The following is a 26,456-nucleotide window of genomic DNA, read 5'->3' as shown; positions in this document are numbered from 1 at the left end:
CTCCCAGTTTGTAGATTCTCCTCATTTAAGGTTAGCAATTTGAATGGGTTTTTTCTCTAGGGGGGGATGGAAGTCCATTATTCGGTTTTTAGAGACAACAGATGTCTAGGTTGGCATAATTGATAACTGGCTTCTCTGCTTCTCAGAGTTGTTTTCCTTAGAAAGGCACTTACTTGAACGAATCGCGTCAGCCGGTAAATAACAGCCGTGAAGCTGAAATTGCCCGCGAGCAGGTTTTCGTAGACTCCGCCTATTCCGTCTTAGAGAAACTGCGCGTCCTCTACCGTGAAAATCAACGTAGTGCTGAAGCTTCAGCCTGGCGTAATACACCCCAAGCATTGACTGAACGTGACGCCTTTGCAGCTCACTGGGGTGATGAAGCCAGCCGTTTAGAAAACGTTGGTGACCGCTTAGTTTTTGGTCGCCTGGATACGGTAGATGCAAAGACTATTTACATTGGTCGTATTGGGTTACGTACTGAAGCTGGCGATCAGATGCTAGTTGACTGGCGAGCTCCCGCGTCTCGTTCTTTCTACCAGGCTACGGGTGCGAACCCTCAGGGGGTTGTGCGTCGCCGGCATATTCAAACCCGCTTGCAGAAGGTAGTGGGTATTGAAGACGAAGTACTTGACACTCAGGAAGCATCTTCAGGCAAGTTAGTGTTCCAGGGCGAAGGCGCCTTAATGGAAGCACTCACTAAAGCCCGAGATGGTCACATGAGTGATATTGTGGCAACCATTCAGGCTGAACAGGATGAGATTATTCGTCGCGACGGCGATGGCCTGTTGGTTATCCAGGGAGGTCCAGGCACTGGTAAAACCGCGGTCGCGCTGCATCGAGCAGCTTTCTTGCTTTACGCTGAGCGAGCTCGTTTAGAAAACTCCGGGGTGCTGATTATCGGCCCTTCCCCTGTTTTCTTGAACTATATTGATAAAGTTTTACCTTCCTTGGGTGAAACTGGCGTAGTGTCTGCGACCATGGCAACGCTTTTACCAGGAGTGAAAGCTCATGGACGTGATTCTGAAGCTGTACGTGAAATCAAGGGACGTTTAGACTGGCTGCAGATTTGTGAAAATGCGGTGCGTTCATTCGAGCGGGTTCCGGATGACACGGATTTGAATATCGCTTCTTACCGAGTGAAATTATTTTCCGAGGACGTGCGAGTAGCGCGTAATAACGCCCGCCGTTCAGGCTTGCCTCATAATGAAGCGTGGGAAGGGTTTGCTCTGGAGTTGATGGGCAAACTGGCTGTGCAGATGCATCAGCAGAGCCAGTCTATGGGAGAAGACTTAGAGTGGTACCACGACTACATTCGTGGTTCTTTGCCGGCACAGCGTGCGATTAATCTCGCGTGGCTACCAATGAGTGGTATCCAGGTTCTTGAGAAACTATTTGTGAACCCGCAGTTCTTAGCTGAGTGCGCGCCTATGCTCACCGACGCTGAACGTAAGTTACTGTGGCGTCCACGTGGCAGTGCGCTCACTGAATCCGATGTGCCGATTCTAGATGAGCTAGAGGAACTTTTAGGAACTTTACCGGCACGTACTTCTTCTGCCCGTGATCGAGCGCATGCTCGCGAGCAAGAACTTGCCCGGGCAGGTGAAGCTATTGCCTCAATGGAACTCGGTGGGGGGATTGTTTCTGCCTCCATGCTGGCTAGTCGCGCGAACGCACAGGTAGAAGTTGAGTCTCTGGCACAGCGGGCTTCTAATGACCGTCAGTGGACTTACGGCCACATCATTGTTGACGAAGCCCAGGAGCTTAACCCACTTGCCTGGCATTCACTTTTGCGCCGTTGTCCAGCACGTTCATTCACTGTGACTGGTGACCTTGACCAGCGTTCCACTACCGCCCGCCCTCGGTCTTGGAAAGAACTTTTAGGACCAGCTGCACGTGCGCTGGTAGGTGAGGAAGTACTCCGTATCTCCTACCGAACTCCTGCAACTGTACTGAATCGTGCCAACGCTCTGATGGACGAACTCGGCTACCCAGCGGCTTTCCCGGTAGTTGCTGCCCGCGATTTAGAAAACTGCTATGCACTAACTTTCCTACCAGAAAACGCCAGTGCAACAGAAGCTTTAGAAACCGTAAAAACTGTTCTCACGAGCGAAGCAAAGTATTTAGATGACTTCGCGGGAGCTGGCAACGGACGAATCGCTGTCATTACTTCTTCTGAAAAAACATCCTACTGGCAACAGCAACTGGGGCTGAACTCTTCCTTAGAGGAACGTGTCTGCGTTATCAGTGTAATTCAGTCTAAAGGCTTGGAATTCGACTCAGTTATCGTGGTAGAACCGACCGAGTTAATTGCCCAAAACCCTGGTGATATATACGTTGCTATGACTCGTCCTACTCAGCGACTACACCTTATTTCCGGCACAGAACTACCTGCTGCGTTAAACTAGAATCACCTAAAATTTTATGAGAAAGCTGATGCCACTTGTCTGCTGAGTACACTGCCCTAACAGAGAAGCTACGCGCCTCCTATGCACCTGGAGTGCCCTACACTGTCTCTGTCGAAACGCTGCCTTTACCAACCGTATTCTTCCAAGTAGCCCAGCGTTATCCGCAACGCATCGCCTTAGATTTCATGGGGCAGCAAACCTCCTATAGTCAGCTGGCTCGTCAAATCAAACAAGCGGCGCGAGTACTCCACCAAGCAGGCGTTAAACCCGGTGACCGCGTTGGTTTGACTCTTCCCAACTGCCCACAGCATATCGTCGCCCTCTACGCAATCATGCAAGTTGGCGCAATCGCGGTGGAAACCAACCCACTTTCTCCACGTACGGAGCTCTCTGAAGAACTCAAACGCGCAGGGGCTAAAGTTTTAATCGTCTGGGAAAAGTCTCTTGATTCCATTGATCGTGAGCTTGTGGCCGCAGAAACGATTTTCTCTGTAGACCTAACTAAGGCGCTCCCCTGGTCTTCGCAGTTCATGCTGAACCTACCTATCCCACCGGCGCGGCAGAAGAAAGCCCAGCTACGTTCCCCACGACCAAAGTGGGCGCGCTCTTGGGACCGCGCAGTTGCAGCCTCCTCTCTCTGGCGTGGCACCTGCCCAGCTAATGCTGATGATGTCGCGATTTTACTCCATACGGGTGGTACTACAGGCACACCGAAAGGAGTTATGCTTACCCACGCAAACCTCGGTTCTAACGTGAATATGTCTGTTGCATGGGTTAATGAGCTACATGCCGGTGCAGAAACTTTCTACACAGTTTTGCCTCTCTTCCACGCTTTCGGCATGACTACTGCTCTTACTGCTGGTTTTAAACTCGGTGCTACGCTGGTGCTCTTCCCGAAGTTTGATGTGCCAATGATTCTGGCTGCGCAAAAACGCATCCCTTGTACGTTCTTTCCAGGCGTTGCTCCCATGTTCGATCGTATTTTGAAAGCAGTTACTGCTGAGGATGATCTTTCTTCGATTCGTTTCTCTCTGTCTGGCGCAATGCCACTTTCTGCTGAAATCGCAGCAAAATGGGAAGCAGCTACGGGCGGTTTACTTATTGAAGGCTACGGTATGACTGAAGCCTCTCCTGTTATCTTAGGGTCTCCGCTCTCGGAAAAGCGTCGACCCGGGACTCTGGGTTTGCCATTCCCCTCCGTTGATATCCGCATTGCTAACCCGGATGATTTAGATACAGACATGCCAGAGGGGGAAATTGGAGAGCTCCTTGCCAAAGGCCCAAATGTTTTCAAAGGATACTGGGATAATCCGAAAGAAACCGCTGAAGCATTCCATAATGGTTGGTTGCGAACCGGTGACTTAGTCCAGGTAGTAGGTGGCTTCGTGGTGATGGCTGACCGACGCAAAGAACTCATTATTTCTGGCGGTTTCAATATTTACCCAAGCCAAGTTGAAGATGCAGTGCGCTCTATGCCTGGGGTTACTGATGTTGCTGTGGTTGGACTTCCTGAGGACGTACGAGGCGAAGACGTAGTTGCGGCTCTTACCCTTGAAGCTGGAGCATCCGTAACTTTAGAAGAAGTCCGTGCTTGGGCAGAGAAATCGATTTCTCACTACGCTTTGCCACGCCAGATCTTTATTTTGCAAGACTTACCGCGTTCTCAGATTGGTAAGGTCATGCGCCGTAAAGTGCGTGATTCAATCATGGGAATTTCTGAGTCTTCAAGTGGTTTGCGCGATCAACTACGGGTAGCTTCCGAAAATGCTTTAGAACATTTAAAGGCTAGCTCTGAAGCTGCTAAAGAACAGTTGAAAGAACTTTCTGAGCAAGTCGGCGAAAAGACTGCTGCAGCAACTGCACAAGCGCAAGAAATGTTTAAGGAATTCCAGGCACGTCATGCGCGTGCTGGTGAAGAGACCGCCGGTGATTGCGCAGAATCAGAGCTTCCTGTAGAAACGGCTTGTGATACTTGTGAGCCAGTTGTAGAAGAGAAGTAGGCTTTGAAATTATTATCCCGGTGAGTGGTTTTAAAACTACTCACCGGGATTTTTATAAAGTTTAAATTCAGGGATGCAACTATTATTATCTGCGCTCTTTATACTTTAGTTGTTTCACTAAAATCAGTCGTGGTGTTCACGTTGAGCGCGGTCTGCCCGCAAACTAGCAATGGCTTCTTCAAAATCAGATAGCGATTGGAAACCTGAATACACCGATGCGAAACGCAGGTAAGCAACTTCATCTAACTCGCGCAAGAATGGTTGAATAGCTTTCCCGACTTCATCGGTAGATACTACTGAAGTACCGGCACTGCGTAATTGTTCCTCTACACGCTGTGCTAACACTGCCAGAGAGTGATCATCAACTGGGCGTCCTTGGCAAGCCTTACGCACGCCTGAAATAACTTTATCTTTTGAGAAAGGTTCCACTACCCCAGAGCGTTTCTCAACAGAGAAGCTACTAGTCTCAATGGTGGTGAAACGGCGTTTACAACTGACGCACTCACGACGACGACGAATAGATAAACCATCATCAGAAAGTCGAGTATCAACAACTCGTGAATCGTCATGGTGACAGAATGGACAGTGCACAATAATCCTTACGTACTACGAATATATTTCGATAGTACTACAAGCATTCTGCACGTAAAACTTAATAGGAAGTCTGATTTACTTAACCGGAACCAGTAACGACTGTCCGACCTGCAGTTCAGTAGAAGAAAGGTTATTTAGCTCTTTAATTTCTGAAACTACTTCTGAGACTTCATTATCACCTGCGATCTCAGCAGCAATAGACCATAAGGATTCACCTGCAGAAACCTGCGTAGTGGTGAAAGCTACCGTAGCTTCACTTGCTTGCCAGATATTGCCTACTAAAACACCTGCCAGCACAGCCAGCATAAAAATGACTAGCACCTGCTTCCAGCTGAAGTTAAACCCGGCGCGTAAATCCATATCTGGGAAGTCAGTATCTACGGTAAGAGTCTCTGAAGTTTTCTTGACTTCCACACCCCGCACAATCTTGGGGGAACGTACACGAGGTGTGGAAGCCAAAGGCTGAGTCTTACGCTGAGGTGAAGGCGCGTAAGTATCAGGCACAACGTACAAGTGTGGTTTTACAGAAGGCATAACAGTCGCAGACTTACGCATCCCCTGGGCTTGACCAGTCCCGTAAACCGGTGGAATAGTTAGTGCGCTCATTTTCATCTCCTTATCGAACACTTGTTCGTCGAACATATGTACGATATCGCATTTAAAAGTCAAATGCAAGACTTTTTCGAACATATGTTTCATTTTTCTGTTTTTCAACGTAAACTGAATACAGATTCATTAAAAACAAGTGCACTGACACGATCTTTAAAATAAGATCTTTAAGCCACTTAATGTCTGGCATTCAAAGGAAACACTAATGGCAAAAGAAACCTCTACCTCTGCAGCAGAACCTCGTCCTGCCCTTAGTGCTCGTCAAATCGCAATCTTAGAGATCCTGCAAACTAGCATCGGGCAAAAAGGCTTCGCCCCCTCAGTTCGTGAGATTGCAGAAGCAGTTGGACTCTCTTCTTCTTCCACGATTAAGCATCACCTCGACATCCTGGAAGAAAAAGGCTACATTCGACGTACTCGGGGAATCTCACGCGCCCTCGAAATCATTAACCCAGTATCGGAAAACGATTCTTCTTCCGAAACTCCTGGCGCAACTAATCCCCTGAAGACTGACTCTTACTTCATTCCGGTATCCCAAATCTCTGACGGTCATAATACCGATGCCCCACTGGTAGGCCGTATTGCCGCTGGCACCCCAATCACTGCAGAGCAATCCATTGAAGACGTTTTCACCCTACCTCAGCGTTTTACTGGCAAAGGGCAGCTATTCGTTTTGGAAGTCTTTGGTGATTCCATGATTGATGCAGCTATCTGCGACGGTGACTACGTCGTAATCCGCCAGCAAGAATCAGCAGAAGAAGGTGAAATCGTCGCTGCCATGCTTGATGGAGAAGCCACTGTAAAAGTCCTTTCTAAGAAAGGTGGCAACGTTTGGCTACTTCCCCGCAACGAAAACTACCTACCTATTCCCGGTAATGAAGCTCAGATTCTGGGCAAAGTAGTAACTGTAATCCGTTCTTTATAACGCAAACACAACATCTGACAGCTAACCGACGCAACTGCTCTTTTTCCGGTTAAAATAAAACGATAAGACCTATACACCACTGCTGAAGGAAAATAATGGCAAACCCAAAGACCCAAACCCTGTACCCAGGTAAGGCCACTGGCCGCCCATCTAAGATTGCAATCATTGGCGCTGGCGCAGTAGGCACTGCAACCGCATACGCCTGTGCAATGCGTGGCGACGCCCGCGACATTGTCCTCTACGACATCAACGGCTCCAAGGCCTCAGCTGAAGCTCTCGACATTGCCCATGGCATTCAGTTCACTCCCTGTGGCTCCGTAGAAGGCTCTGATGACATTGAAATCATCAAGGGTGCTGACCTGGTAATCGTCACCGCAGGCGCAAAGCAAAAACCAGGCCAGTCTCGCTTGGACCTGGCAGAATCCACGATCAACTTGATGCGTAAGATTACGCCACAGATTTGTGACGTAGCCCCAGACGCATTCCAGATGTACATCACTAACCCAGTGGACGTAGTTACCTACGCAGCATTAAAAATTTCCGGCATGCCACGTAACCAGGTTTTCGGTTCCGGTACCGTGCTGGATACTTCCCGTCTGCGTTACCTGGTGTCCAAGCACACTGGCGTAGCTACCCAAAATATCCACGCTTACATTGCTGGCGAGCACGGTGACTCCGAAGTTGCCCTGTGGTCATCTGCAGTTATTGGTAACGTCCCGCTACGTCACTGGGGTCTCACCGTAGATGGCCGCCTCTTTGACGCAGAGCTACGCGATCAAATTGCCGAAGAAGTTGTAAACTCTGCGTACAAGATTATCGATGGCAAGGGCGCAACTGATAAGGCTATCGGCCTAGCAGCTTCCTCTATCGCAGGTGCTATCCTGCGTGATGAAAACCGCGTCCTATCAGTCTGCTCCCTGCTAGAAGATTGGAATGGCATCTCTGACGTAGTTATGGCAGCTCCAACTCTAGTTGACCGCAACGGTGCTGGCCGCGTACTGGAACCACCGCTGACTTTGAAGGAACGTGACGGTTTGAATGAGTCTGCTCAGCGTCTGCGCGATGCGGCTCGTGCACTCGGTCTGTAAACCCTAGTTTTAATGTGGGCGACAAGGTATTCCTTGTCGCCCACATCTTTTATAAAGAGCTAAAAGCCTTATAGCCCTAAATGCCTTCTGCTAAACGCTTCATCGCACCAACAGCAACTTCTATGCTGGTCGTTGGCCAAAGTTGCGGCAGCGACTTCCGAATAAACATTCCATACGGTTTAGTCGCCAAACGTGAATCCAACACCGCAACCATTCCCTGGTCGTCTACTGAACGTAGTAAACGGCCAGCTCCCTGCGCCATCAACAGTGAAGCATGGCTAAGTGAAACCACTTGGAATGGATTCTGCCCCTTGCGGGCAGCCTCATCATTTCTAGCCTCAATTACCGGATCAGACGGAACGGGGAACGGAATACGGTCCATAACTACCAAACGACAGTTAGGTCCCTTAATATCGATTCCTTGCCAAAGCGACATAGTGCCCACTAAGCAGGTTTGAGAATCCTCACGGAACTCCTGCACCAAGTTAGAAAGCTGGTCTTCTCCCTGTAAGAGAACTGGCAAATCAGTGCTTTCCCGCAGGTAGTCAGCTGCCTGTTGCGCAGCTCGCTTTGAAGAAAACAACCCTAACATTCCCCCGCCACTTGCTTCAGTAAGTCGCAGTAAAGTCTGTAGCTGTTCTTCACTCACCCCAGAACGCGGAGGCGCTGGAAGTTCTGCTGCGACATAGAGGATGCCTTGTTTCGCAGGATCGAACGGACTACCCACGTCAACCATTTCTAGTTCACTTTCAACCCTATAGACACCGACCTCGGAAGCTAACGGACCAAAAGAACCCCCCAACTTAAGCGTTGCCGAAGTCAACACCACAGCTTTCTCAGAAAATAAATTAAACGCAATCGGAGCAGACACGTCCAATGGCACACAGTTAAGCACCGCCGGGTCCTCATCACGCTGCGTCACCCAAGTAATCATAGACTCAACGGGGCGATCCCAAGCGTCCAAAAACTCCGCTAATTCCGCAACTACCCCAGTCGCCAACTTCTTTTCCGCAGCATCTTTATCAGATGTGTTGATACTCGAAAGCACCAACCGCACTTCAGTATCTAGCAGACGCATCGCATCCTGTAATTCCTCAGGACGAGTTCGTAACAATCCTTCAGAAAAGCCTTCTAAAACCTTTTCCAACCCTTGTAGACTAGTTTCCACCGCAGTAGTAGCCACTCCCGCTAAGCGTCCAGCCCAACGCATCTTCGTAACCGCCGCCCCCGGGTGCAAACGCAATGTCGCCTGAGAATGTACGATCCGCATCAAATCATGCGCTTCATCTACCACTAAGGCATCAAACTCACCGCACATCTTATTCTCAGAAGTAGCGTGAATACCTAAAACCGCGTGGTTTGTAATCACCACATTAGCTTCTGTAGCCCGTTCCCGCGCTAAAGCCGGGAAACACTCATCGCGAAGCGGACAAGTAGAGCCCAAACACTCATTTGAAGGCACGCTGACCTGTCGCCAAACCTGATCACTAACCCCGGGTTTTAAATCATCGCGGTCGCCAGTATCAGTCTGCTTCGCCCACTCACGCACCCGCACAATCTCTTTACCCGTCGCAGATGAAGTTTTAGGTGCGAAATCAACTAAATCAGAGGGAAATAATGCGTATTCTTCAGCGTAACCACCCTCAACTTTATGCAGGCACAGATAGTTATTCCAACCTTTCAGGGCAGCCACTTTAACAGGTTTCGGCAAATGCTCATTTACGCAGGGAGCATCCTTTTCTAAAATCTGACGTTGCAAAGCTAAAGTTGCCGTCGCTACAATCACCCGTTCTTTAGTGTTAGCAACCCGCTGCATCACCGGAACCAAATATCCAAAGGACTTACCCGTGCCGGTTCCCGCTTGAATCAGGGCAATCTTATCCTCAGCTAAAGCAGAAGCAACCGTACGTACCATCTGTTGCTGACCAGCACGCGCACTTCCCCCGAAAGAACTAACCACCTCATCTAAAAGGTCAAGTTCTGAGGTTTCCTCACTCATTCTGCATTTCCGGAATCAGTTGCCACAGCAACCCGGTTGAGATCATACGCCAATGCTTGGCTCACTAAACCAACCAGGTGAGTACCCTCAGGAAGATATTCTTCCAACTCAATCTCGCCGTCATTATGGAACCGGTGGACTAAGTCCCCGTGTGCGTAAGGCACTACCACATCAACTTTCACGGATGGACGTGGCAACATCTGGGCAATTAGTTCCTGTAAATCCCCCATACCCGCACCCGTATGAGCTGAGACAGCTACAGAGTTTGGCAGCAAGGAACGCAGCACTGCTAAATCTGCTTCAGTTGCTAAATCCGCTTTATTCAAAGCAATGATTTCTGGGATTTCCATTGCTCCGTCAATAGTTTCAAATACTGCGTGTACTGCTTTAATCTGCCCCATTGGATCTGGGTGAGCCGCGTCAACGACGTGTACGATCAAGTCCGCGTCACCGACTTCTTCCAGAGTTGAACGGAAGGCTTCGACCAGCTGGGTTGGTAGGTTACGCACGAAACCAACTGTGTCGGTGAGAGTATAGAGACGACCATCATCAGTTTTAGTTTGCCGAACGGTAGGATCCAAGGTTGCGAAAAGCGCGTTCTGCACCATCACTTCAGCCCCGGTCAGGCGGTTCAGCAACGTAGATTTGCCAGCGTTAGTGTAGCCAGCGATTGCGACGGAGGGGATTTCTCCACTGCGGCGAGACTGGCGTTGGGTGTCGCGCGCCGGTTTCATAGCGGCAATCTCATTGCGAAGCTTCGACATACGCTTGCGAATACGACGACGATCAAGTTCAATCTTAGTTTCACCCGGACCGCGGGAGCCGATACCTTCACCACCGGCGACGCGCCCGCCGGCCTGACGAGACATTGATTCACCCCAACCACGCAAACGTGGCAGTAAGTACTCAAGTTGAGCTAATTCAACCTGGGCTTTGCCCTCACGAGACTGTGCGTGTTGGGCAAAAATATCCAAAATCAAAGCAGTCCGGTCAACTACTTTAACTTTCACAGCGTCTTCTAAACCACGGCGTTGGGAAGGCGCAAGTTCACCGTCAACAATTACAGTGTCTGCCCCACAGTCAGCTACGATTTCGGCAAGCTCTTTCGCTTTGCCCTTGCCCAGATAGGTAGCTGGGTCAGGCATATCGCGGCGCTGTAGCATACCATCCAGAACTTCAGAGCCAGCGGTTTCAGCTAGTGCTGCCAGTTCGTGTAGTGAGTTTTCCGCGTCTTCTACGTCAGTGGCGTAGATTCCTACGAGAACCACTTTTTCCAAACGAATCTGGCGGTATTCAACTTCTGAAACATCTTCAAGTTCCGTGCTCATGGAGGCAACACGGCGAGTTGCCTGACGAGCTTCACGTTCCATCGCACCCGCTGAGTTTTCTACCTGCCCTTGAGTAGACTGCAGGGAGGCAGCGCGGTTAGCGAATACTCCGCCACGTTTAGGCATGACCTGTCCACCCTCGAGATTTTCCGAGTGCGTTTCTGCCAGCCCCTCAATTAATGCGGAACTATCCGCAGTGTGAACTAGCTTCTTTACCCCCTGTTTTTGACGTTCGAGGACGCGATCAACCACTGCTTTAGCTTGATCAAGGTCTGCGTGTGGGTTCAGGTTTTCAGTCAAGTTGCGGTCCTCAGTTCAGGGATTTTTCACGTATCTTCCTATTATAATGGGCATTTCATGGATTGCAGATTGTTATCCACAGTTAGATGTTTTAGGGTTAAAGGGTGAGTAATAAAGAAGCACTTTCTGCACCTAACGTTAAAGAGATTTCGAAAGTCCACTACTTCACGGACGTACCTCCAGCTACCAAAGCTGAAATGAGCACCCTGGAGTTTTCTCTCCGCGGGTTTGACCTGCAAATGCAGGTGGCGGATCAGGTTTTCTCTGCTTCGCGTTTAGACCCGGGTACGAAAGTGCTACTAAAAGAAGTTCCTGAACCTCCGGCAAGTGGACGTTTCTTAGATGTTGGTTGCGGTTGGGGCGTTATTTCCACTCTCTTAGGCAAGTTCAGTCCAGACGCAAAAATCTGGGCAGTTGATGTTAATGGACGTGCCCTGGACTTAACCAAACGCAACGCTAATGCTAATGGGTGTACGAATGTGGAAACTTACTACGCTCATGAGGCGTTAGAAAAAGCCCGTGCCGAAGGCCTGCAGTTTGATTTGATTTGGTCAAATCCACCAATTCGCGTGGGCAAAGCTGAGACGCATCAAATTTTGCTAGATTGGCTTTCTCTACTAGCTGATGAAGGCGTTGCCTGGCTGATAGTTGCCAAGAATCTGGGCGCTGATTCTTTAACTACTTGGCTTAATGACCAAGGTTTCCAAGCTGAGAAAGCTGCTTCTAAGAAAGGTTTCCGCCTGCTGCGGGTAACTCGCTGAAACTATTGACATATCTTAACTTCCAGTAGGAGCATAAGATATGGGAACTAAAAATCTTTCACTATTTTGCGGGTTAGTAGCCTTAGCATTTTTCATATCATCTTGTGCACAAACCACTGGCCCAAGCTCCGATTCTTCGGTTACTCCGGTTCCTATTAGTGAAGAACCCAGTTCCAATAGCATGGATGGAGCACCCGTGAGTTTGCAAGAGCTCTACGCAAATCTACAACCAGGTGCTTTGGAAAACTACTTGAATAAAAACCCAGGCGCTTTTCAGATTGAAACTGATCCTGGTTTTAAGTTCACCGCTATTGTGAAACCGAGTGAGGACTTTCAGGCTGACTATTCTTTAGGAGAAATTGTCAAAATCATCCCCGTCTGCAAAGGGGACAATGTTGCGGTCACCATGTTCATGAATGGTAAAGAAAGTGGGTCTGGTGAGTGTAGTACCCCGTCCATTGCATGGACGATACCGGCAGATTTCGAGTTAAAAAACCCAGTGTTTAGGTTTGAAACCCCAGGTGCTGACTACGCTGAAATCGCAATTTTTCAAAAAAGCGACGGCACCTACTGCTGGTAAGCCGCTAGAATATTTTTCGCCTCAGCAAAAATCTCCGCGTTGCTTTTGCCCGTCGCGTCAATCCAATGAATCCGTGGGTCACGTTTAAACCACTTCATCTGGCGTCGCACTAACTGACGAGTAGATTGCGCAACTGCTTCAACAGCTTCAACCTCTGTAATCTCACCCGCCAGAAGCTGAATAACCTCCCCATAGCCGGTGGCCTTTCGAGCAGTACGAGTATGTGCCAAACCCTGCTCTAAAAGTCCCTCAACCTCAGCTACGAGCCCTTCAGCAAACATCGCTTCCGTACGCTTCTGAATTCGTACGTCAATATCCTCATACTCACGACGCAAACCGATAAAAACAGTTGGAATCTCAGTTTCATAAGAAGGCAGTGTCGCAGAATACGGCTGGCCAGTGAGTTCAATAACTTCCAACGCGCGAATAACTCTACGCGCATTATTCCAATGCATATTCTGTGCAGCAACCGGATCTAACTTAGCCAAACGCCGGTAGAGTTCCAACGAACCTACTTCAGCGCATTCTGCCTCTAAACGCTCGCGGATCGTATTATCAGTTCCGGGGAAACTTATCTTGTCACACAGAGCACGCACGTAAAGACCTGAACCACCTACAGCAAAGACCGGCTTATTACGACTCTGAATATCTTTCACGGCTTCACGAGCTGCCTCCTGATAGTCGGCTACCGTGGCGCCCTCGTGAATATCCAAAATGTCAATCAAGTGATGACGTACCCGCTTCTGTTCCGCCAACGTAGGTTTTGCGGTGCCAATATCCATTCCCCGGTACAAGGCGTAGGCATCCATGTTAATAATCTCGCCGCCAGCTTCTGCAGCTAGTTCCAATGCCAGCCCAGTTTTCCCTGAAGCCGTGGGCCCAATAATCGCAATCATCACACCACAACCTTACACGCTTGTCCGCTTCCTTTTCACCTATACTTAAATGCATGAGCAAGTTAGAAGTCGAACTGCGTCCCATCACCGGGGAACGTATCGAAGCGGAACTCAAAAAATTGGGAATCCGCTTTGCGGTTAATGCCGCTGACTCTAGTATTTTGCTCCCCTACCCAAATTTCACGGCTTTTATTGCACGGATTGACGATGACCGAAATGGAAAGTGCCTGGTTTTCCTGGGGCAGTGGGGACGTCGCCTGAATGTAGCCTATATTGCGTTGGCGAAGAATATTGTGCAGTCTGCGGCTTCTTCTACTTACGCTCCGCGTATGGCGTTTAAAGTAACTGATGACGGCTACATTGTGTTCAGCACGTCGTGGCGTTTCCAGTGGGATTCCCAAAACGTCACTGACCTTCAGCTTCGTGAGGAACTGCGCATGGCAATCGCAGCGACTGCCCAGGCTATGGATCGTTTAGAACACGAGTTTGCTGATCCGTGGATGAATCCTCCAGAGGAGCCGAAAGTTGATTAAGCGTTTACTTTCTAACGTGTGGACAGCTCTGCAGCCGGAAACTTACGAAAAACCAGTTACTGAGCCAGTGGCGCCGATTGAGCATCTTTACCAGGATTTATCTGCTTCCAGATTAAAAGATTTGGCTGCGGATGCTCAGATTGAGTTGTCTGAAATTTCCGAGGGCGTTTTCCAAACTGTTTACGAAGACGTTGTCTTACGCCTATCCACTGACCCTGAACGCGTATGGCTTCTGGTTAAAGCCGAGTTTCCAGTAACTCAGCCCGGGGTTAACCCGGAAGTTCCTGCTAATGCTTTAAGCGACGAGGAAAACGATAAGGTTTTACACCTGCTAATTGACGCTACTAATGAGTGGAATGCGCGTTGGTTCTTACCAACCGCCTACGTTGATAAAGTGGACGCACAGTGGATGATTCGTTTAGACTGCACTTTCTTTGTAGCTGAGGGCGCCACGCCTTCGCAGTTTAAGACGCTGTTACATAATGCTGCCCAGGGGGTTCGCACCGCGATTCGCGAGCTTCCGAAACTTATCCCGCCTGGCTTTTAATCTGTTTAAAGTATTTGCCTGTCTAAGAATCGAGGTTCTTAGACAGGCAAATACTTTTAGCTATTTCAGCGACGGATGATTGGAATCCCAAGAGTCACCTTATTATCTGGAACTGGACAGGCTTGTTTTTCAGCCCACATATCGCCTGCACGGGTTTTACGGTGACTAAATAGACCGCCGGTAACACCAGAGTCAGCAACCAAGTGGTGAGGTGCTGCATGAGTTACTACTGCAGTAACCATGTCACCGGGGCGAATGTCTCTACCATATTCAAATCCAGCTGGTAAACCTACGTGAACCAAGCGGTTATCGCGGGCACGACCAGAAATACGACGAGTCGCTAAATCTTTTCGCCCCTCAGTTTCTGCAATCAAAACTTCCACAGTAGTGCCTTCCAGCTTCTGCATTTCCTCGAAGGAGATTTTTTCTTGCAAGGCTAACAGGCGCTTGTAGCGTTCAGCGGCTACATCGTCAGGCACTTGGTCTTCCATATCTGCTGCCGGTGTACCCGGACGTGGTGAGTACAGGAAGGTGAAGGCCGAGGCAAAACGCGCTTTTTCTACAACTTCCAAGGTTTGTTGGAAGTCTTCTTCCGTTTCTCCGGGGAAGCCCACGATAATGTCAGTGGTAATAGCCGCATCTGGGATTAGTTCGCGTACACGTTCTAAAATGCCTTCAAACTTAGCTCGTCGATATGAGCGACGCATCATGCGTAGAATCCGGTCAGATCCGGACTGCAATGGCATATGCAGGCTTGGCATCACTGTGGGGGTTTCCGCCATGGCGCGGATTACATCATCAGAGAAAGCCGCTGGGTGAGGGCTGGTAAAACGCAAGCGTTCCAAACCTTCAATATTTCCGGCAGCACGCAAAAGTTTCGCGAATGCGTCACGTTCACCGAAGCTAACTCCATACGAGTTTACGTTTTGCCCCAATAAGGTAACCTCAACAGCACCTTCAGATACTACAGCTTCAATTTCAGCAAGTACTTCACCAGGGCGACGGTCACGTTCTTTACCACGCAGGTGTGGAACGATGCAGAAAGTACAAGTGTTGTTACAGCCCACGGAAATGGAAACCCAGGCTGCGTAGGAAGAGTCGGCTTTCTTTGGCAACGTAGATGGGAATACTTTTAAGGATTCTTCGATTTCTACGGCTGCATCGCGGTTATGACGAGCACGCTTCAACAATACTGGTAGTACGTCAATATTGTGGGTACCAAATACGACGTCTACGAACGGAGCTTTCTTAACAATATCGGCACGCATCTGTTGAGCTAGACATCCACCAACTGCGATTTGCATATCCGGGCGGTTCTTTTTCACAGAGGCTAACTGTCCCAAGTTACCGAAAAGACGGTTTGCAGCATTTTCACGAACCGAACAGGTGTTAATAACTACGACGTCTGCGCCGCCGTCACCAGCTTCAGTGGCTCGAGCTGCGGCTTCTGGTACTTGTTCTACTGGGACGTAACCATCGGCGGCTAGTAACCCTGCCATACGTTCAGAGTCATGAACGTTCATCTGGCAACCGAGGGTTCGAACAAGGTAAGTGCGTGGAAGATTAGTATTAGTGCTCATCGTTAAATGATTTTAGTGGTTCAGCCTTTAGATGTCACCTGAAATAAATTCAAGTAGTAGTTTCAAGGTTTCAGACACCGTTTGAGTGCGGATTTCGTCTCTATTTCCGCTAAGGTGAAGTTGCTTAACTACCGTATCAGTTTCATTTGCAACTGCAATGTAGACTTCTCCAACAGGATGCCCATCTTGCTCGCTTGGCCCAGCAACGCCGGTAGTTGCTATCCCCCAGTCTGTGTCAAAAAGCTCTCGCACGTTCTCAGCCATTTGTTGTGCTACTTCAGGATCAACAGGACCGTAGGTTTTCAACCTCGGTAAGTCAACCGCTAATACGCTATGTTTAGTTTCTGTTGCATAGGTGGTAACTCCCCCGCGCATTACTTGGGAGGCACCGGGAACTGCAACCAGGGCGGCACTTACTAAGCCTCCTGTTAGGGACTCTGCCACGGCAACTGTTTCCGGACTACACGATAATCTATGAATAACATTTGTTGCGATTTCAAATGTCTGCATCGAAGTCATAGTCGAATTCCTCAGTTTCAGCTTGTAAAGCAGCATTTATAACTTGACTTGCTACAGCTCCAGAGTAACCTTTGCGAGCAAGCATGCCTAGTAAACGCCGGTACTTCACGTCTCGAGGTAGTGCGCGCATACTACGCATTTTCTTTTCAACTAGCCCCTGGGCTGCCTCATAAATAGTTTCACCGTCAAGCTCCCCCATCACTTGAGAAATAATCTCTGCAGAAAGCTTTTTACGAGACAGTTCTTGACGCAAAGCCTGTCCGACTAAACCACGTTCCGCGTTGCGAGTCCGAGCTAACATTTGCGCATAACGCAGATCATTTAACAGATTAACTTCTACTAAACGTGCCAGAGCAGCCTCTACTGCTTCGGGGCTAAATCCCTTTTCTAAAAGTTTTGCCCGACATTCCCCTACGGAACGATCACATCTATCTAAAAGTCGCAGAGCAGCTTCTTTCGCACGCCGCTGAGCTTCCTCAAGTTCCAGCCCGGCCGCCCATTCCTTACGTTTTTGAATTTTTGCAGCACGCGCCGCCAGATCAACCCGGCGGCGCGGCTTAAAATCAGACTCAGGGTCGAAGTACTCAACCATTAGAAGCCAGCGTCTTCAGCTGGATCAGTTGCTTTCTTCTTTCCCCGTGCAGTTGGTTTAGGCTTTTCTTCTACAGCAGGTTCTGCACCTGGCAAAGCAGGCATTTCGCTATCTTCAGCGCGGATTCCCATAGCCACCAAAATCTTATGTTCGATTTCATTAGCGAGCTCAGGATTATCCTTTAAGAAATTACGGACGTTTTCCTTACCCTGTCCTAACTGATCAGAGCCATAAGTGAACCAGGAACCCGATTTCTTAATCACATTAGTTTCCACACCCATATCGATAATGGAACCTTCACGAGAAATACCCTGGCCATAAAGAATGTCGAATTCCGCCTGCTTGAAAGGTGGAGCCATCTTATTCTTCACAACCTTAACGCGAGTACGGTTACCAACAGGGTTAGAGCCCTCTTTCAAAGTCTCAATGCGTCGTACGTCCAAACGCACAGAAGCATAGAACTTCAAAGCCTTACCGCCAGTGGTGGTTTCTGGAGAACCAAAGAAAACACCAATTTTTTCACGCAGCTGGTTAATGAAAATAGCGGTAGTACCAGTTGCAGATAGTGCGCCAGTAAGCTTACGGAGCGCTTGCGACATTAGGCGTGCTTGTAGACCCACGTGAGAGTCCCCCATATCGCCTTCAATTTCAGCCTTAGGCACCAACGCGGCAACAGAGTCAATGACGATAATGTCAATACCGCCAGAGCGAATCAGCATATCCGCGATTTCTAAAGCCTGTTCGCCAGTATCCGGCTGAGATACTAGCAGTTCATCAGTATTAACCCCCAGCTTTTTAGCATATTCTGGGTCGAGTGCGTGTTCAGCATCAATGAAGGCAGCATTTCCACCCTGGCGTTGCGCGGAAGCAACTGCATGAAGGGCTACCGTGGTCTTACCTGATGATTCTGGACCGTAAACTTCGATAATGCGCCCTCGGGGAAAACCACCAACACCAAGTGCCACGTCTAATGCCAAAGAACCCGTTGGAATAACTTGAATTGCGGGACGATTTTCGTCGCCAAGACGCATAACTGAACCTTTGCCGAACTGCTTATCAATCTGGCTAAGTGCAAGTTCAAGAGACTTATTACGATCTGGGGTTACTGCCATCAGATTCTCCTTGAGTTGGTGAGCTCTCCGCTCAATGAATAAGGCTGGTCGAAGAAAGACGTCTAACTCCCTCTCCGGGTACGTCTATAATGCTATGCCTGACCACTGACATAATTTTTCGCATAAGCAAGTTGTGGAAAACTAAGGTTTCAAAACCTGCCTGTGCACAACTCTACTACGAACAAGTGTTCGATAAAAATCGACACGCAGAAAAATCTCCACGCAACTCACAAATCCGAATAAGAAACTGCTCCCGCAGGCAAAACCACCTGTAAAACATCCGCCTGCACCTTAACCTGCAAACTGGCTGCGTGGAACACTTCCCCATCAATATTGAAAATAAAGTTATCCCCACTGGTATCCGACATAGTCAAAGAATCAGCTTGGAAAGAACGCGCATACTTCGTTGGAATCGGCTGCCCCGAACGGAACTTACCCACCACATTAGTAATATCCACGCGCGACAACGGGCGGGCTAAAACCACATCCACCTTGCCATCCGTTAAACGCCCCTGCGGATTAGGCTGAAAACCTCCCCCGTAATAGCGAGCATTCGACATCACACACAAGAAATACTCTTCATCCAAATCCTGCACCAATTCCCGTTCCAAAAACGCTTGAAAACGCATTGCAAAAGACGGAAGTTTACGCAGATTACGCAGTACTGCCAACACGTAGCTGCCCGACCCAATCCAAGGGATACAACGAATAATCCGATGCGCAGTCTTAGCCACCAGGGAATCAAACCCCACTGAAATAGCATTAAAAGCATAGCGGCTAAAATCCGGGATACTTTGATTAAAACAATCTCGTGCTCGCTGGGCATGAATCTGCACGCCATCAACACCGAAAACCTGTAGTGAACCCGTTTCCAGCGCAGAGGTTTTAAAAGCTTCTAAAACCTCACTCACCCCATGAAACTGAGGCTTCTCAGACAGTCCCAGATAAAGAGAACGCGTCAAATCATTACCAGTGCCAGCTGGAAGAACTAATAATGGCATCCCGGTATTAGCCAAACCATTCGCGGTTTCTGAAACTGTTCCATCTCCACCAGCGATAACCACAACCGCAGACCGACCGGCTGCTGAGGAAACGAAATCAGCCGCTAATTCAGTAGCGTGACCAACATATTCGGTAGCGTGCAGAATAACTTCAGCCTGCGGGAAAATCGCCTCTAAAGCTTGCTGATAGACAGTGGCTTTCTGCGCGTTCTCATGCTGACCGGAAACTGGGTTATAGAGGAAAAAGACCAGCTCAACTTCAGCTACTTTAAGTTCGTAGTTCATGCGTGCAGTATTCGCTTACTTCTTTGCAGGAGCTGGCTGGCGGTGTACCCAAAGAGCATCTTCGCCCATTTCAGTCTCAGCAATCAATTCCGCCCAAATAAGTTCAGGAGCAATCCCCTGCTTTAAAGATTGTTCAGCGGTACCACCTAGTTTTGGAAGGTATAAGTCACCTACCAGGGACCGTCCGTAGCAAGATCCAAAGACCGCTTCCAGGTTATTCCAGAAGTCTGAAATAGTCATTGCCATTCCTTAGGCTCAGCTGAGCAGAGTAATTTCGTCTTTGCCAAGCGCTTTCGCATACTGCGGAGCTTTAGAAGTTGCCATCACGTGCTCAATTTTCGCTAGACGTATGGAAACTTCGCGCAGTACCAGGGACTGTGGCACACCCAGCGCGGTGCAGATTGACAGCAGCATTTCCGAGGACGCTTCCTTCTGGCCTCTTTCAATTTCTGAGAGGTAGCCAAGGGAAACCTGGGCTTTAGCAGATACCTCTCGCAGAGTGCTTCCCTGGGCACGACGAATCTGGCGAAGGACTTCGCCAATGTGTTCGCGCACAGACATGGTAGAGGTATTCTGACTATTCATACTTCAACTGTATGGCAAAAGCAGAGTAAAGTTCTCTTTTATCCACTATTTAACCCGCCACATTTTCTCATAGGTAGCCCCTACATAATGCCAGACATCAAAAAAGTTGTGGGCAGAACACTAAGTGCTCCACCCCAACTTTAAAAGCCTATTCAGTTCTTCTTAAACAGAGGCATCAGATAACCGACGCCTGAGTACAGGGTCATAAAGAGGGTGATTCCCACTAGAGCCCAGTAGGTTACTGAATACCAAGTACCGGACACATCTGTGAATGAAGCCCATGGAACCACCAGGAAAGCAATCAACATCATTTGGAAAGTGGTCTTTAACTTTCCGCTGAAGTTAGCTGCTACGACAATCCCTCGTTCCAGTAAACGCTTACGCATATAAGTAATGCCAAACTCACGGACAGCAACGATAATGGTAAACCACCAAGGAAGCCACCCCAAGTATGAAAGAGTTGCAAAAGCACCCAAAGTTAGCGCTTTATCTGCAATCGGATCCCAGATTTTCCCGAAGTCAGTAATCAACGCCCACCGACGAGCGATTTCACCATCGACATAGTCAGTCATACTTGCTAAAGCAAATACGACGAAAGCAATCCAAAGGCTACGAGTATCGGTTTGCAAAAGGTAGTAGATGAAAACCGGAATCAGAACGAGGCGGATAATCGTTAATACGTTCGGAACATTGAAAATAACTTCCTGGGCTTTACGCTTAGAAACGTTATTGTCCATTTCTTTGATGCTTTGCATGCTCACCTCGCTCCTTCGCTTCTATTCACTGACGTTTTGAAAACTACTCTCGCCCAGTTAGTTCCCAGGCGTCTTCGCTTTCTTCTTCATCCCAGTTTCCATTGAACTCTATTCCATCATACCTGTCTGCACCAGCATTCGGCGCAGTATAGGTTCCGGAAGGCACTGCAGAGGCTGGAATCGGTTGTTCTGATGCTACCGGTGCTTCACTGATACCATCAGATTCCCCACGTAGCATCGCTAGTACCTGCGGCAGATCTTCTGGACGCACCAGCACCTGACGTGGTTTAGAACCTTCTGATGGTCCTACTACCCCGCGTGACTCCAATAGGTCCATCAAGCGCCCTGCCTTAGCGAAACCAATACGCAGTTTACGCTGCAGCATAGAAGTCGAACCCAACTGGGTAGAAACTACCTGCTCGGCAGCTTCCAACAAGTCATCCAGATCCTTACCAATATCTTCAGCTACCGCAGCTTGTGCTGCTGGAGCGGTAACATCCTCACGGTAGACAGGGTTCATCTGTGCTTTAACGTGTTCGACGATTTGATGGATTTCCGCTTCCGTCACCCAAGCACCCTGTACTCGCTGCGGCTTGCCCGCCCCTGAAGGCAGGTAGAGAGCGTCACCTTGGCCGATTAGTTTTTCTGCACCCGGGTGATCGAGGATAACTCGAGAGTCCGCTAAAGAAGACGTAGCGAATGCCAGGCGGGATGGAATATTTGACTTAATCAAACCGGTAACAACATCAACGGAAGGACGCTGGGTTGCCAGTACTAAGTGAATACCTGCTGCACGCGCCAGCTGGGTAATACGCTGAATGGAAGCTTCAACGTCACGTGGGGCGACCATCATCAAGTCTGCAAGTTCGTCGACGACTACCAACAGATAAGGGTATGGTGCTAGCACGCGGTTAGATCCCGGAGGCGCAACTAACTTACCGGAAGTAATGGCTGCGTTAAAATCATCGACGTGCTTATAGCCGAAGTTAGCCAGGTCGTCGTAGCGATTATCCATCTCTTTAACTACCCATTCCAAGGCTTCAGCAGCCTTCTTAGGGTTAGTAATGATTGGAGTAATCAAGTGTGGAATACCTTCATAGATGGTGAGTTCCACGCGCTTTGGGTCTACCAAAATCATGCGTACCTGCATTGGGGTGGCACGCATCATCACTGATGTAATCATCGAGTTCACGAATGATGACTTACCGGAACCCGTTGCACCTGCAACCAGCAGGTGTGGTGTTTTCGCAATATTAGTTACGACATAACCGCCCTCGACGTCCTTGCCGACGCCCACCAAAAGCGGGTGTGGGTTGGAAACTGCCGGTCCCGAACGTAGTACGTCACCCAACGCGACGGTTTCGCGGTCGGTATTTGGAATTTCCACGCCAATCGCAGACTTACCTGGAATTGGGGAAATAATGCGAACGTCAGCTGATTTCACCGCATAAGCGATGTTGTTAGAAAGCTGCGTAATACGTTCAACTTTAACGCCCGCGCCAAGTTGAATTTCGTAGCGGGTAACTGTTGGTCCACGCGTAAAACCGATTACTTGCGCATCGACGTTAAATTCATTCAGTACCGTCTGCAGTGCTTCAACTACTTCATCATTCGCTGCGGAACGAGTCTTATGGGGTGCTCCACGTACCAGGAGTTCTTCAGAGGGAAGCTCGTAAACGCGTTCTTCTTCACCTGGGTTTCCAGGAATGGTGGTTGGGAAAACAATCGTGTCTTCTGCGTCAGTGGTTTCTTCTTCCAGGGGTTCTGGCAAAGTTGGTAGAACAGTGGTTTCTGCTTGCGCAGCAGGGCGAGGACGCAGCGTGCGAGTTGGCATTACCGGGCGCTTTTCAACCGGTTCTGGTTCAACATCCCAGTTTTCAGGGTAGTTATTTTCTTCCTCGAGGGCGTCCCATGCAGGCTCAACTTCTTGATAAACAGGTTCAACTACCGTGGACTTTCGGTAAGGCTCATCAGCCTCATACTCATCCAAAAGTTCAGGTTTCTCTACCTGAGTTTTTGGCTCACGCTGCAGGTAACGTTGTGTGAGGGCTTCAATACGTTGTGGAATCTCGCTAATCGGAGTCCGCGTCAGAACCAGTAGTGAATACCCCAGGAGCAAAACTAAAACTACGATTGCTCCCGCTGCAGAAAGCAAAGTATGCAATGGGGATCCCAAGAGCCAGCCCAGTGCACCGCCACCTTTAAGTAACCCATCGGTGTTCTTAAAAGCTGGGTTTCCAGCAGACACATGCGCTAAGCCCGTTAAAGCAACCGCAATACCTAAGCTACCAGCAACGCGATGAGGAATCGCATAGTTGGTGCGTGCTTGGAATAGGGTTACAGCCAGTGCAAGCAAACCGATTGGGACGAGGAAAGAAAATACCCCCACCGCCCCAGCGGCGAAAAGGTGAATGTAGTCCCCTGCGGCTCCGGAAACTCCAAACCATTCTCGCAGTGCAATCACTAATGATAACGCGATTAAGAATACGGCTAAACCGTCGCGCTTCAACTGGTCATCAAGCTGGACGAATGCACGCCAAATAGCGGCAATACCCCTGCCGATGGCTTTAAAGATACTAACGAGTGGTGAAGACTGGGATTCAACTTCAGTCTGCAACTCAGCTTTTGTAGATTTCGAGCTCTTTGAAGAGCGACCTGAGGACGTAGTTTTAGCCATAATACCCACAGAATACCGCTAAAATCCGCCAAATTTTAAGCGGCGCGCCGCTTTAACAGGGCACGCCGCTTAGTTCACAAACTCTGCTTCAGCAATTACATTCCGGTCAGCAAATACAGCATCTGATCCAAACTTGGGGGTGGGAAGGAATGCGCATGGGACACCATACAGGCACCTGCTGCATTAGCAACTTTCAAAGCGTAATCAAGTTCCATTCCCTGCGCTAAAACCGCGCACATTACTGAAACGTGAGTATCTCCGACACCAGACGTATCTACGGCCTGAGTTTCAAACGGATCAACCCATTGGGAGGCAGACCCATCATGCTTCCAATACTCACAGCCAGTATCGCCACGGCGCACCACCACAGTAGATTCTGGGCGCATCAGAGACGCAAAGGTAGCGCCCTCATAAAAGTCTGCCAAGATCTGCTGCAGTAAGTTAAACTCGCGATTATTCATAGTTAAATAATCAGCTCGTTGCAAAAGTGCCTGCCAGTAAACAGGATTAACCTGATTTAAGATTGGGGACGGAGCTACCACTACCTTCACTTCGGCAGGAATCTCACTTACCCAACGTAAGTAAGCCTTCGCAACTGGTTCATTAGCAAGGCAAGAACCATGTGCTAAAACGACGTCTCCTGCGCGTAGCTCAACCTGACGGTAATGTTCCATATCAGGCTCATATTCAACTCCCGGAGATACAATCACCGTAGTGTGACCATCAGACTCCACTAGCGAAATTGCAAGCCCAATATCGCCAATAACTTCATCGGTCAAAATCTTAATATTGCGTGAAAGAATCTCACGACGCGCCACATAAGAGTTAGGGCCAGTCCCCAGTACTGAAAGCATACAGGTTTCTACACCTAGTTCAGCAGCTGCAGCCATGCCGATGAAACCACCACCCGGGTAAGACAGAATACTTTCTGCCTTAATCATTTCACCCTTTGTTGGCAGAGCATCAATTAACGTAGGGAGGTTCAAAACCACCGGCTGCGTTGAAATAAAACGACCCACAGTAACCCCAAACTATACTTCCGCAGCGTCGACAACCAGTGGCACAATCATTGGCCGACGACGGAGTTTACGAGCTACCCAGTTGCCAATAGCGCGACGCATAGCCTGTTGACAACGATAAGTATTTGGCTCATCCACGCCCAAAGACTCTAGCAACGCCGTTTCCACAGCTGGGAAGATTTCTGTAAATACTGAGTCATCTTCAGCCATACCAACTGCCTTAATGGTTGGTCCAGAAACCACCGTCTTAGATTCCAAATCAACCACGGCGTAGAGTGAAATGAAACCTTCAGAACCCAGAACCCGACGGCTTTCCAACTCATCTTCTGACAAGTCGCCCACAGACTTACCATCTACGTAAATGTAGTCGCACGGTGTTGCCCCGACGATAGTAGCTTCACCATCATACAAATCTACACTAACCCCATCAAGGGCAAGAATCACGTTGCGCTTTGGAACACCGGTGAGTTCTGCTAGCTTTCCGTTAGCTACCAGGTGACGGACTTCGCCGTGGATTGGCATCACGTTCTCAGGCTGCAAAATGTTGTAGCAGTACAGTAGCTCACCAGCAGATGCGTGGCCCGATACGTGTACCTTTGCATTCGCCTGGTGTACTACCTTAGCACCCAATAGTGTTAGCCCGTTGATTACGCGGTAAACTGAATGCTCGTTACCTGGAATCAAAGAAGAAGCAAAAATAACCGTGTCGTTTTCACCTACGGATACGAAGCGGTGTTCACCAGCTGCGATGCGTCCCAAAGCGGCCATTGGTTCGCCCTGTGAACCGGTAGCCATGAAAACACGTTGATTGTCAGGAAGCTGTATGATTTCCTTAGCCGAGACAATCACGTCCTCGGGAATATCTAAGTACCCCAATTCCTGCGCAATCCGCATATTGCGTTCCATAGAACGACCAATCAGCGCTACCTTACGCCCCGTCAGCAATGCCGCGTCAAAAACCTGCTGGACGCGGTGAACGTGGGAGGCGAATGAGGCAACCACAATCTGGCCTTGCGACTGCTGGAAGACATTATCTAAAACTGGGCCGATTTCTCGTTCCGGAGTTACAAAGCCCGGGACTTCCGCGTTAGTAGAATCAACTAGGAAAAGGTCAACGCCTTCTTCACCGAAACGCGCGAAAGCCCGCAAGTCAGTAAGACGACCGTCCAAGGGAAGCTGGTCCATCTTAAAGTCGCCGGTAATCAGCGCATTACCAGCAACAGTGCGGATGAAAATAGCCATGGCGTCAGGAATCGAGTGGGTTACGGAAACAAACTCACAATCGAAACCGCCCAGGGTAATGCGGTCACCTTCGGCAATCACATTCAAGTTAGCGTTCTTAATGCGGTGTTCATCCAACTTTGGTTCTACGAACGCGATAGTGAGTTCACAACCGTAGATTGGAATGTCCTCGCGTAGCTTCAACAAGTATGGGACTGCTCCAATGTGGTCCTCATGCCCGTGGGTAAGAATTAAGCCGACCACGTCATCTAGGCGATCTTCAATCGCCGTGAAATCAGGGAGGATTAAATCAACTCCCGGATGCTTTTCCTGTGGGAAAAGTACCCCGCAGTCAACAAGCAACAGTTGCCCGTTGATTTCAAAAACCGTCATATTACGCCCGATGTCCCCCAAGCCGCCAAGCGGGGTTACACGGAGGACATTTTTCTCGAGGGCGGGTGGTGCAGGTAATTCTGAAACGTTAGGCATCATAGTTCTAATTGTGCCACGAATAACTAGTTTTTAGGTAACGAGCCGCCATAAAA

The 26,456-nt window shown here is 49.1% G+C and carries 24 protein-coding genes; 8 read left to right on the top strand and 16 right to left on the bottom strand.

Annotated elements, in window-relative coordinates; genetic code table 11:
* Positions 1 to 173 precede the first annotated feature (173 nt).
* Both HMPREF0044_RS03895 and HMPREF0044_RS03890 read left to right on the top strand, forming a co-directional pair.
* Positions 174 to 2,405 carry a HelD family protein gene (locus HMPREF0044_RS03895; RefSeq protein ID WP_006546810.1) on the top strand — a complete coding sequence of 744 codons (2,232 nt, stop codon included), beginning with the start codon at positions 174 to 176 and terminating at the stop codon, positions 2,403 to 2,405.
* A 35-nt stretch (positions 2,406 to 2,440) separates the two neighbouring features.
* Positions 2,441 to 4,405, top strand: coding sequence for an AMP-binding protein (locus HMPREF0044_RS03890; protein WP_006546809.1), 1,965 nt, complete (start codon positions 2,441 to 2,443; stop codon positions 4,403 to 4,405).
* A 123-nt stretch (positions 4,406 to 4,528) separates the two neighbouring features.
* Here HMPREF0044_RS03890 and nrdR read toward each other — a convergent pair whose 3' ends face one another.
* Both nrdR and HMPREF0044_RS03880 read right to left on the bottom strand, forming a co-directional pair.
* Positions 4,529 to 4,996, bottom strand: a complete 468-nt coding sequence (gene nrdR, locus HMPREF0044_RS03885; protein WP_006546808.1) for a transcriptional regulator NrdR — start codon at positions 4,994 to 4,996, stop codon at positions 4,529 to 4,531.
* Between the two features lie 78 nt (positions 4,997 to 5,074).
* Complete coding sequence (locus HMPREF0044_RS03880; RefSeq protein WP_158027166.1) at positions 5,075 to 5,605, bottom strand: LysM peptidoglycan-binding domain-containing protein; 531 nt, start codon at positions 5,603 to 5,605, stop codon at positions 5,075 to 5,077.
* Positions 5,606 to 5,813: 208 nt separating this feature from the next.
* Between HMPREF0044_RS03880 and lexA the strand changes: the two genes are divergently transcribed.
* A complete protein-coding gene (lexA, locus tag HMPREF0044_RS03875) occupies positions 5,814 to 6,533 on the top strand; it encodes a transcriptional repressor LexA (protein WP_006546806.1) in 720 nt (239 codons plus the stop codon).
* Between the two features lie 95 nt (positions 6,534 to 6,628).
* Positions 6,629 to 7,621 (top strand): L-lactate dehydrogenase, encoded by a 993-nt coding sequence (locus HMPREF0044_RS03870; RefSeq protein ID WP_006546805.1) that lies wholly within the window; start codon positions 6,629 to 6,631, stop codon positions 7,619 to 7,621.
* 76 nt (positions 7,622 to 7,697) lie between these two features.
* Here HMPREF0044_RS03870 and HMPREF0044_RS03865 read toward each other — a convergent pair whose 3' ends face one another.
* Positions 7,698 to 9,620, bottom strand: a complete 1,923-nt coding sequence (locus HMPREF0044_RS03865; protein WP_006546804.1) for an ATP-dependent DNA helicase — start codon at positions 9,618 to 9,620, stop codon at positions 7,698 to 7,700.
* Positions 9,617 to 11,074, bottom strand: coding sequence for a GTPase HflX (gene hflX / locus HMPREF0044_RS03860; protein ID WP_141553841.1), 1,458 nt, complete (start codon positions 11,072 to 11,074; stop codon positions 9,617 to 9,619). The genes HMPREF0044_RS03865 and hflX overlap by 4 nt, the downstream gene beginning before the upstream one ends.
* 278 nt (positions 11,075 to 11,352) lie before the next feature.
* Here hflX and HMPREF0044_RS03855 point away from each other — a divergent pair, with 278 nt between their 5' ends.
* Together HMPREF0044_RS03855 and HMPREF0044_RS03850 are read left to right on the top strand one after the other, a co-directional pair.
* Positions 11,353 to 12,009, top strand: coding sequence for a class I SAM-dependent methyltransferase (locus tag HMPREF0044_RS03855; protein WP_006546802.1), 657 nt, complete (start codon positions 11,353 to 11,355; stop codon positions 12,007 to 12,009).
* Between the two features lie 40 nt (positions 12,010 to 12,049).
* The gene (locus HMPREF0044_RS03850) at positions 12,050 to 12,589 is read left to right on the top strand and encodes a hypothetical protein (RefSeq protein ID WP_040312786.1); all 540 of its coding nucleotides are present in this window, start codon (positions 12,050 to 12,052) and stop codon (positions 12,587 to 12,589) included.
* Here HMPREF0044_RS03850 and miaA read toward each other — a convergent pair.
* The gene (gene miaA, locus HMPREF0044_RS03845) at positions 12,577 to 13,485 is read right to left on the bottom strand and encodes a tRNA (adenosine(37)-N6)-dimethylallyltransferase MiaA (protein WP_006546799.1); all 909 of its coding nucleotides are present in this window, start codon (positions 13,483 to 13,485) and stop codon (positions 12,577 to 12,579) included. The genes HMPREF0044_RS03850 and miaA overlap by 13 nt on opposite strands.
* Positions 13,486 to 13,538: 53 nt before the next feature.
* Here miaA and HMPREF0044_RS03840 point away from each other — a divergent pair, with 53 nt between their 5' ends.
* Together HMPREF0044_RS03840 and HMPREF0044_RS03835 are read left to right on the top strand one after the other, a co-directional pair.
* Entirely contained in the window at positions 13,539 to 14,018 is a 480-nt protein-coding gene (locus HMPREF0044_RS03840) for a hypothetical protein (protein WP_006546798.1), read from the top strand.
* The gene (locus HMPREF0044_RS03835) at positions 14,011 to 14,565 is read left to right on the top strand and encodes a YbjN domain-containing protein (protein WP_006546797.1); all 555 of its coding nucleotides are present in this window, start codon (positions 14,011 to 14,013) and stop codon (positions 14,563 to 14,565) included. Before HMPREF0044_RS03840 ends, HMPREF0044_RS03835 begins: the two co-directional genes overlap by 8 nt.
* Positions 14,566 to 14,630: 65 nt before the next feature.
* Here the strand turns inward: HMPREF0044_RS03835 and miaB are convergent, their stop codons facing one another.
* From miaB to HMPREF0044_RS03780, 11 genes are all read right to left on the bottom strand, one after another.
* Positions 14,631 to 16,145, bottom strand: coding sequence for a tRNA (N6-isopentenyl adenosine(37)-C2)-methylthiotransferase MiaB (miaB, locus tag HMPREF0044_RS03830; protein ID WP_040312785.1), 1,515 nt, complete (start codon positions 16,143 to 16,145; stop codon positions 14,631 to 14,633).
* 27 nt (positions 16,146 to 16,172) lie between these two features.
* On the bottom strand, positions 16,173 to 16,664 hold the full coding sequence (locus tag HMPREF0044_RS03825) for a CinA family protein (protein WP_050754346.1): 492 nt from the start codon (positions 16,662 to 16,664) through the stop codon (positions 16,173 to 16,175).
* Positions 16,642 to 17,256: a regulatory protein RecX gene (locus tag HMPREF0044_RS03820; protein ID WP_006546794.1), complete on the bottom strand. Its 615-nt coding sequence runs from the start codon at positions 17,254 to 17,256 to the stop codon at positions 16,642 to 16,644. Before HMPREF0044_RS03820 ends, HMPREF0044_RS03825 begins: the two co-directional genes overlap by 23 nt.
* Positions 17,256 to 18,368, bottom strand: a complete 1,113-nt coding sequence (gene recA, locus HMPREF0044_RS03815; RefSeq protein ID WP_006546793.1) for a recombinase RecA — start codon at positions 18,366 to 18,368, stop codon at positions 17,256 to 17,258. Before recA ends, HMPREF0044_RS03820 begins: the two co-directional genes overlap by 1 nt.
* Positions 18,369 to 18,595: 227 nt before the next feature.
* Positions 18,596 to 19,654, bottom strand: a complete 1,059-nt coding sequence (locus HMPREF0044_RS03810; RefSeq protein ID WP_006546792.1) for a diacylglycerol/lipid kinase family protein — start codon at positions 19,652 to 19,654, stop codon at positions 18,596 to 18,598.
* Positions 19,655 to 19,669: 15 nt separating this feature from the next.
* Positions 19,670 to 19,894 carry a DUF3046 domain-containing protein gene (locus tag HMPREF0044_RS03805; protein WP_040312783.1) on the bottom strand — a complete coding sequence of 75 codons (225 nt, stop codon included), beginning with the start codon at positions 19,892 to 19,894 and terminating at the stop codon, positions 19,670 to 19,672.
* Positions 19,895 to 19,909: 15 nt separating this feature from the next.
* Positions 19,910 to 20,239 carry a helix-turn-helix domain-containing protein gene (locus HMPREF0044_RS03800; protein ID WP_006546790.1) on the bottom strand — a complete coding sequence of 110 codons (330 nt, stop codon included), beginning with the start codon at positions 20,237 to 20,239 and terminating at the stop codon, positions 19,910 to 19,912.
* A gap of 152 nt (positions 20,240 to 20,391) precedes the next feature.
* Positions 20,392 to 20,994, bottom strand: coding sequence for a CDP-diacylglycerol--glycerol-3-phosphate 3-phosphatidyltransferase (pgsA, locus tag HMPREF0044_RS03795; protein ID WP_006546789.1), 603 nt, complete (start codon positions 20,992 to 20,994; stop codon positions 20,392 to 20,394).
* Positions 20,995 to 21,037: 43 nt separating this feature from the next.
* Positions 21,038 to 23,671, bottom strand: coding sequence for a DNA translocase FtsK (locus tag HMPREF0044_RS03790; protein ID WP_006546788.1), 2,634 nt, complete (start codon positions 23,669 to 23,671; stop codon positions 21,038 to 21,040).
* Between the two features lie 95 nt (positions 23,672 to 23,766).
* Positions 23,767 to 24,690 (bottom strand): PfkB family carbohydrate kinase, encoded by a 924-nt coding sequence (locus HMPREF0044_RS03785; RefSeq protein ID WP_040312782.1) that lies wholly within the window; start codon positions 24,688 to 24,690, stop codon positions 23,767 to 23,769.
* Positions 24,691 to 24,702: 12 nt separating this feature from the next.
* Complete coding sequence (locus tag HMPREF0044_RS03780; RefSeq protein ID WP_006546786.1) at positions 24,703 to 26,403, bottom strand: ribonuclease J; 1,701 nt, start codon at positions 26,401 to 26,403, stop codon at positions 24,703 to 24,705.
* Positions 26,404 to 26,456 lie beyond the last annotated feature (53 nt).

It is taken from the genome of Gleimia coleocanis DSM 15436, from assembly GCF_000159015.1.
GTDB classification, from domain to species: Bacteria; Actinomycetota; Actinomycetes; order Actinomycetales; family Actinomycetaceae; genus Gleimia; species Gleimia coleocanis.
The sequence above is the reverse complement of the archived record's forward strand: the minus strand, read 5'-3'. Positions and strand labels throughout refer to the sequence as shown.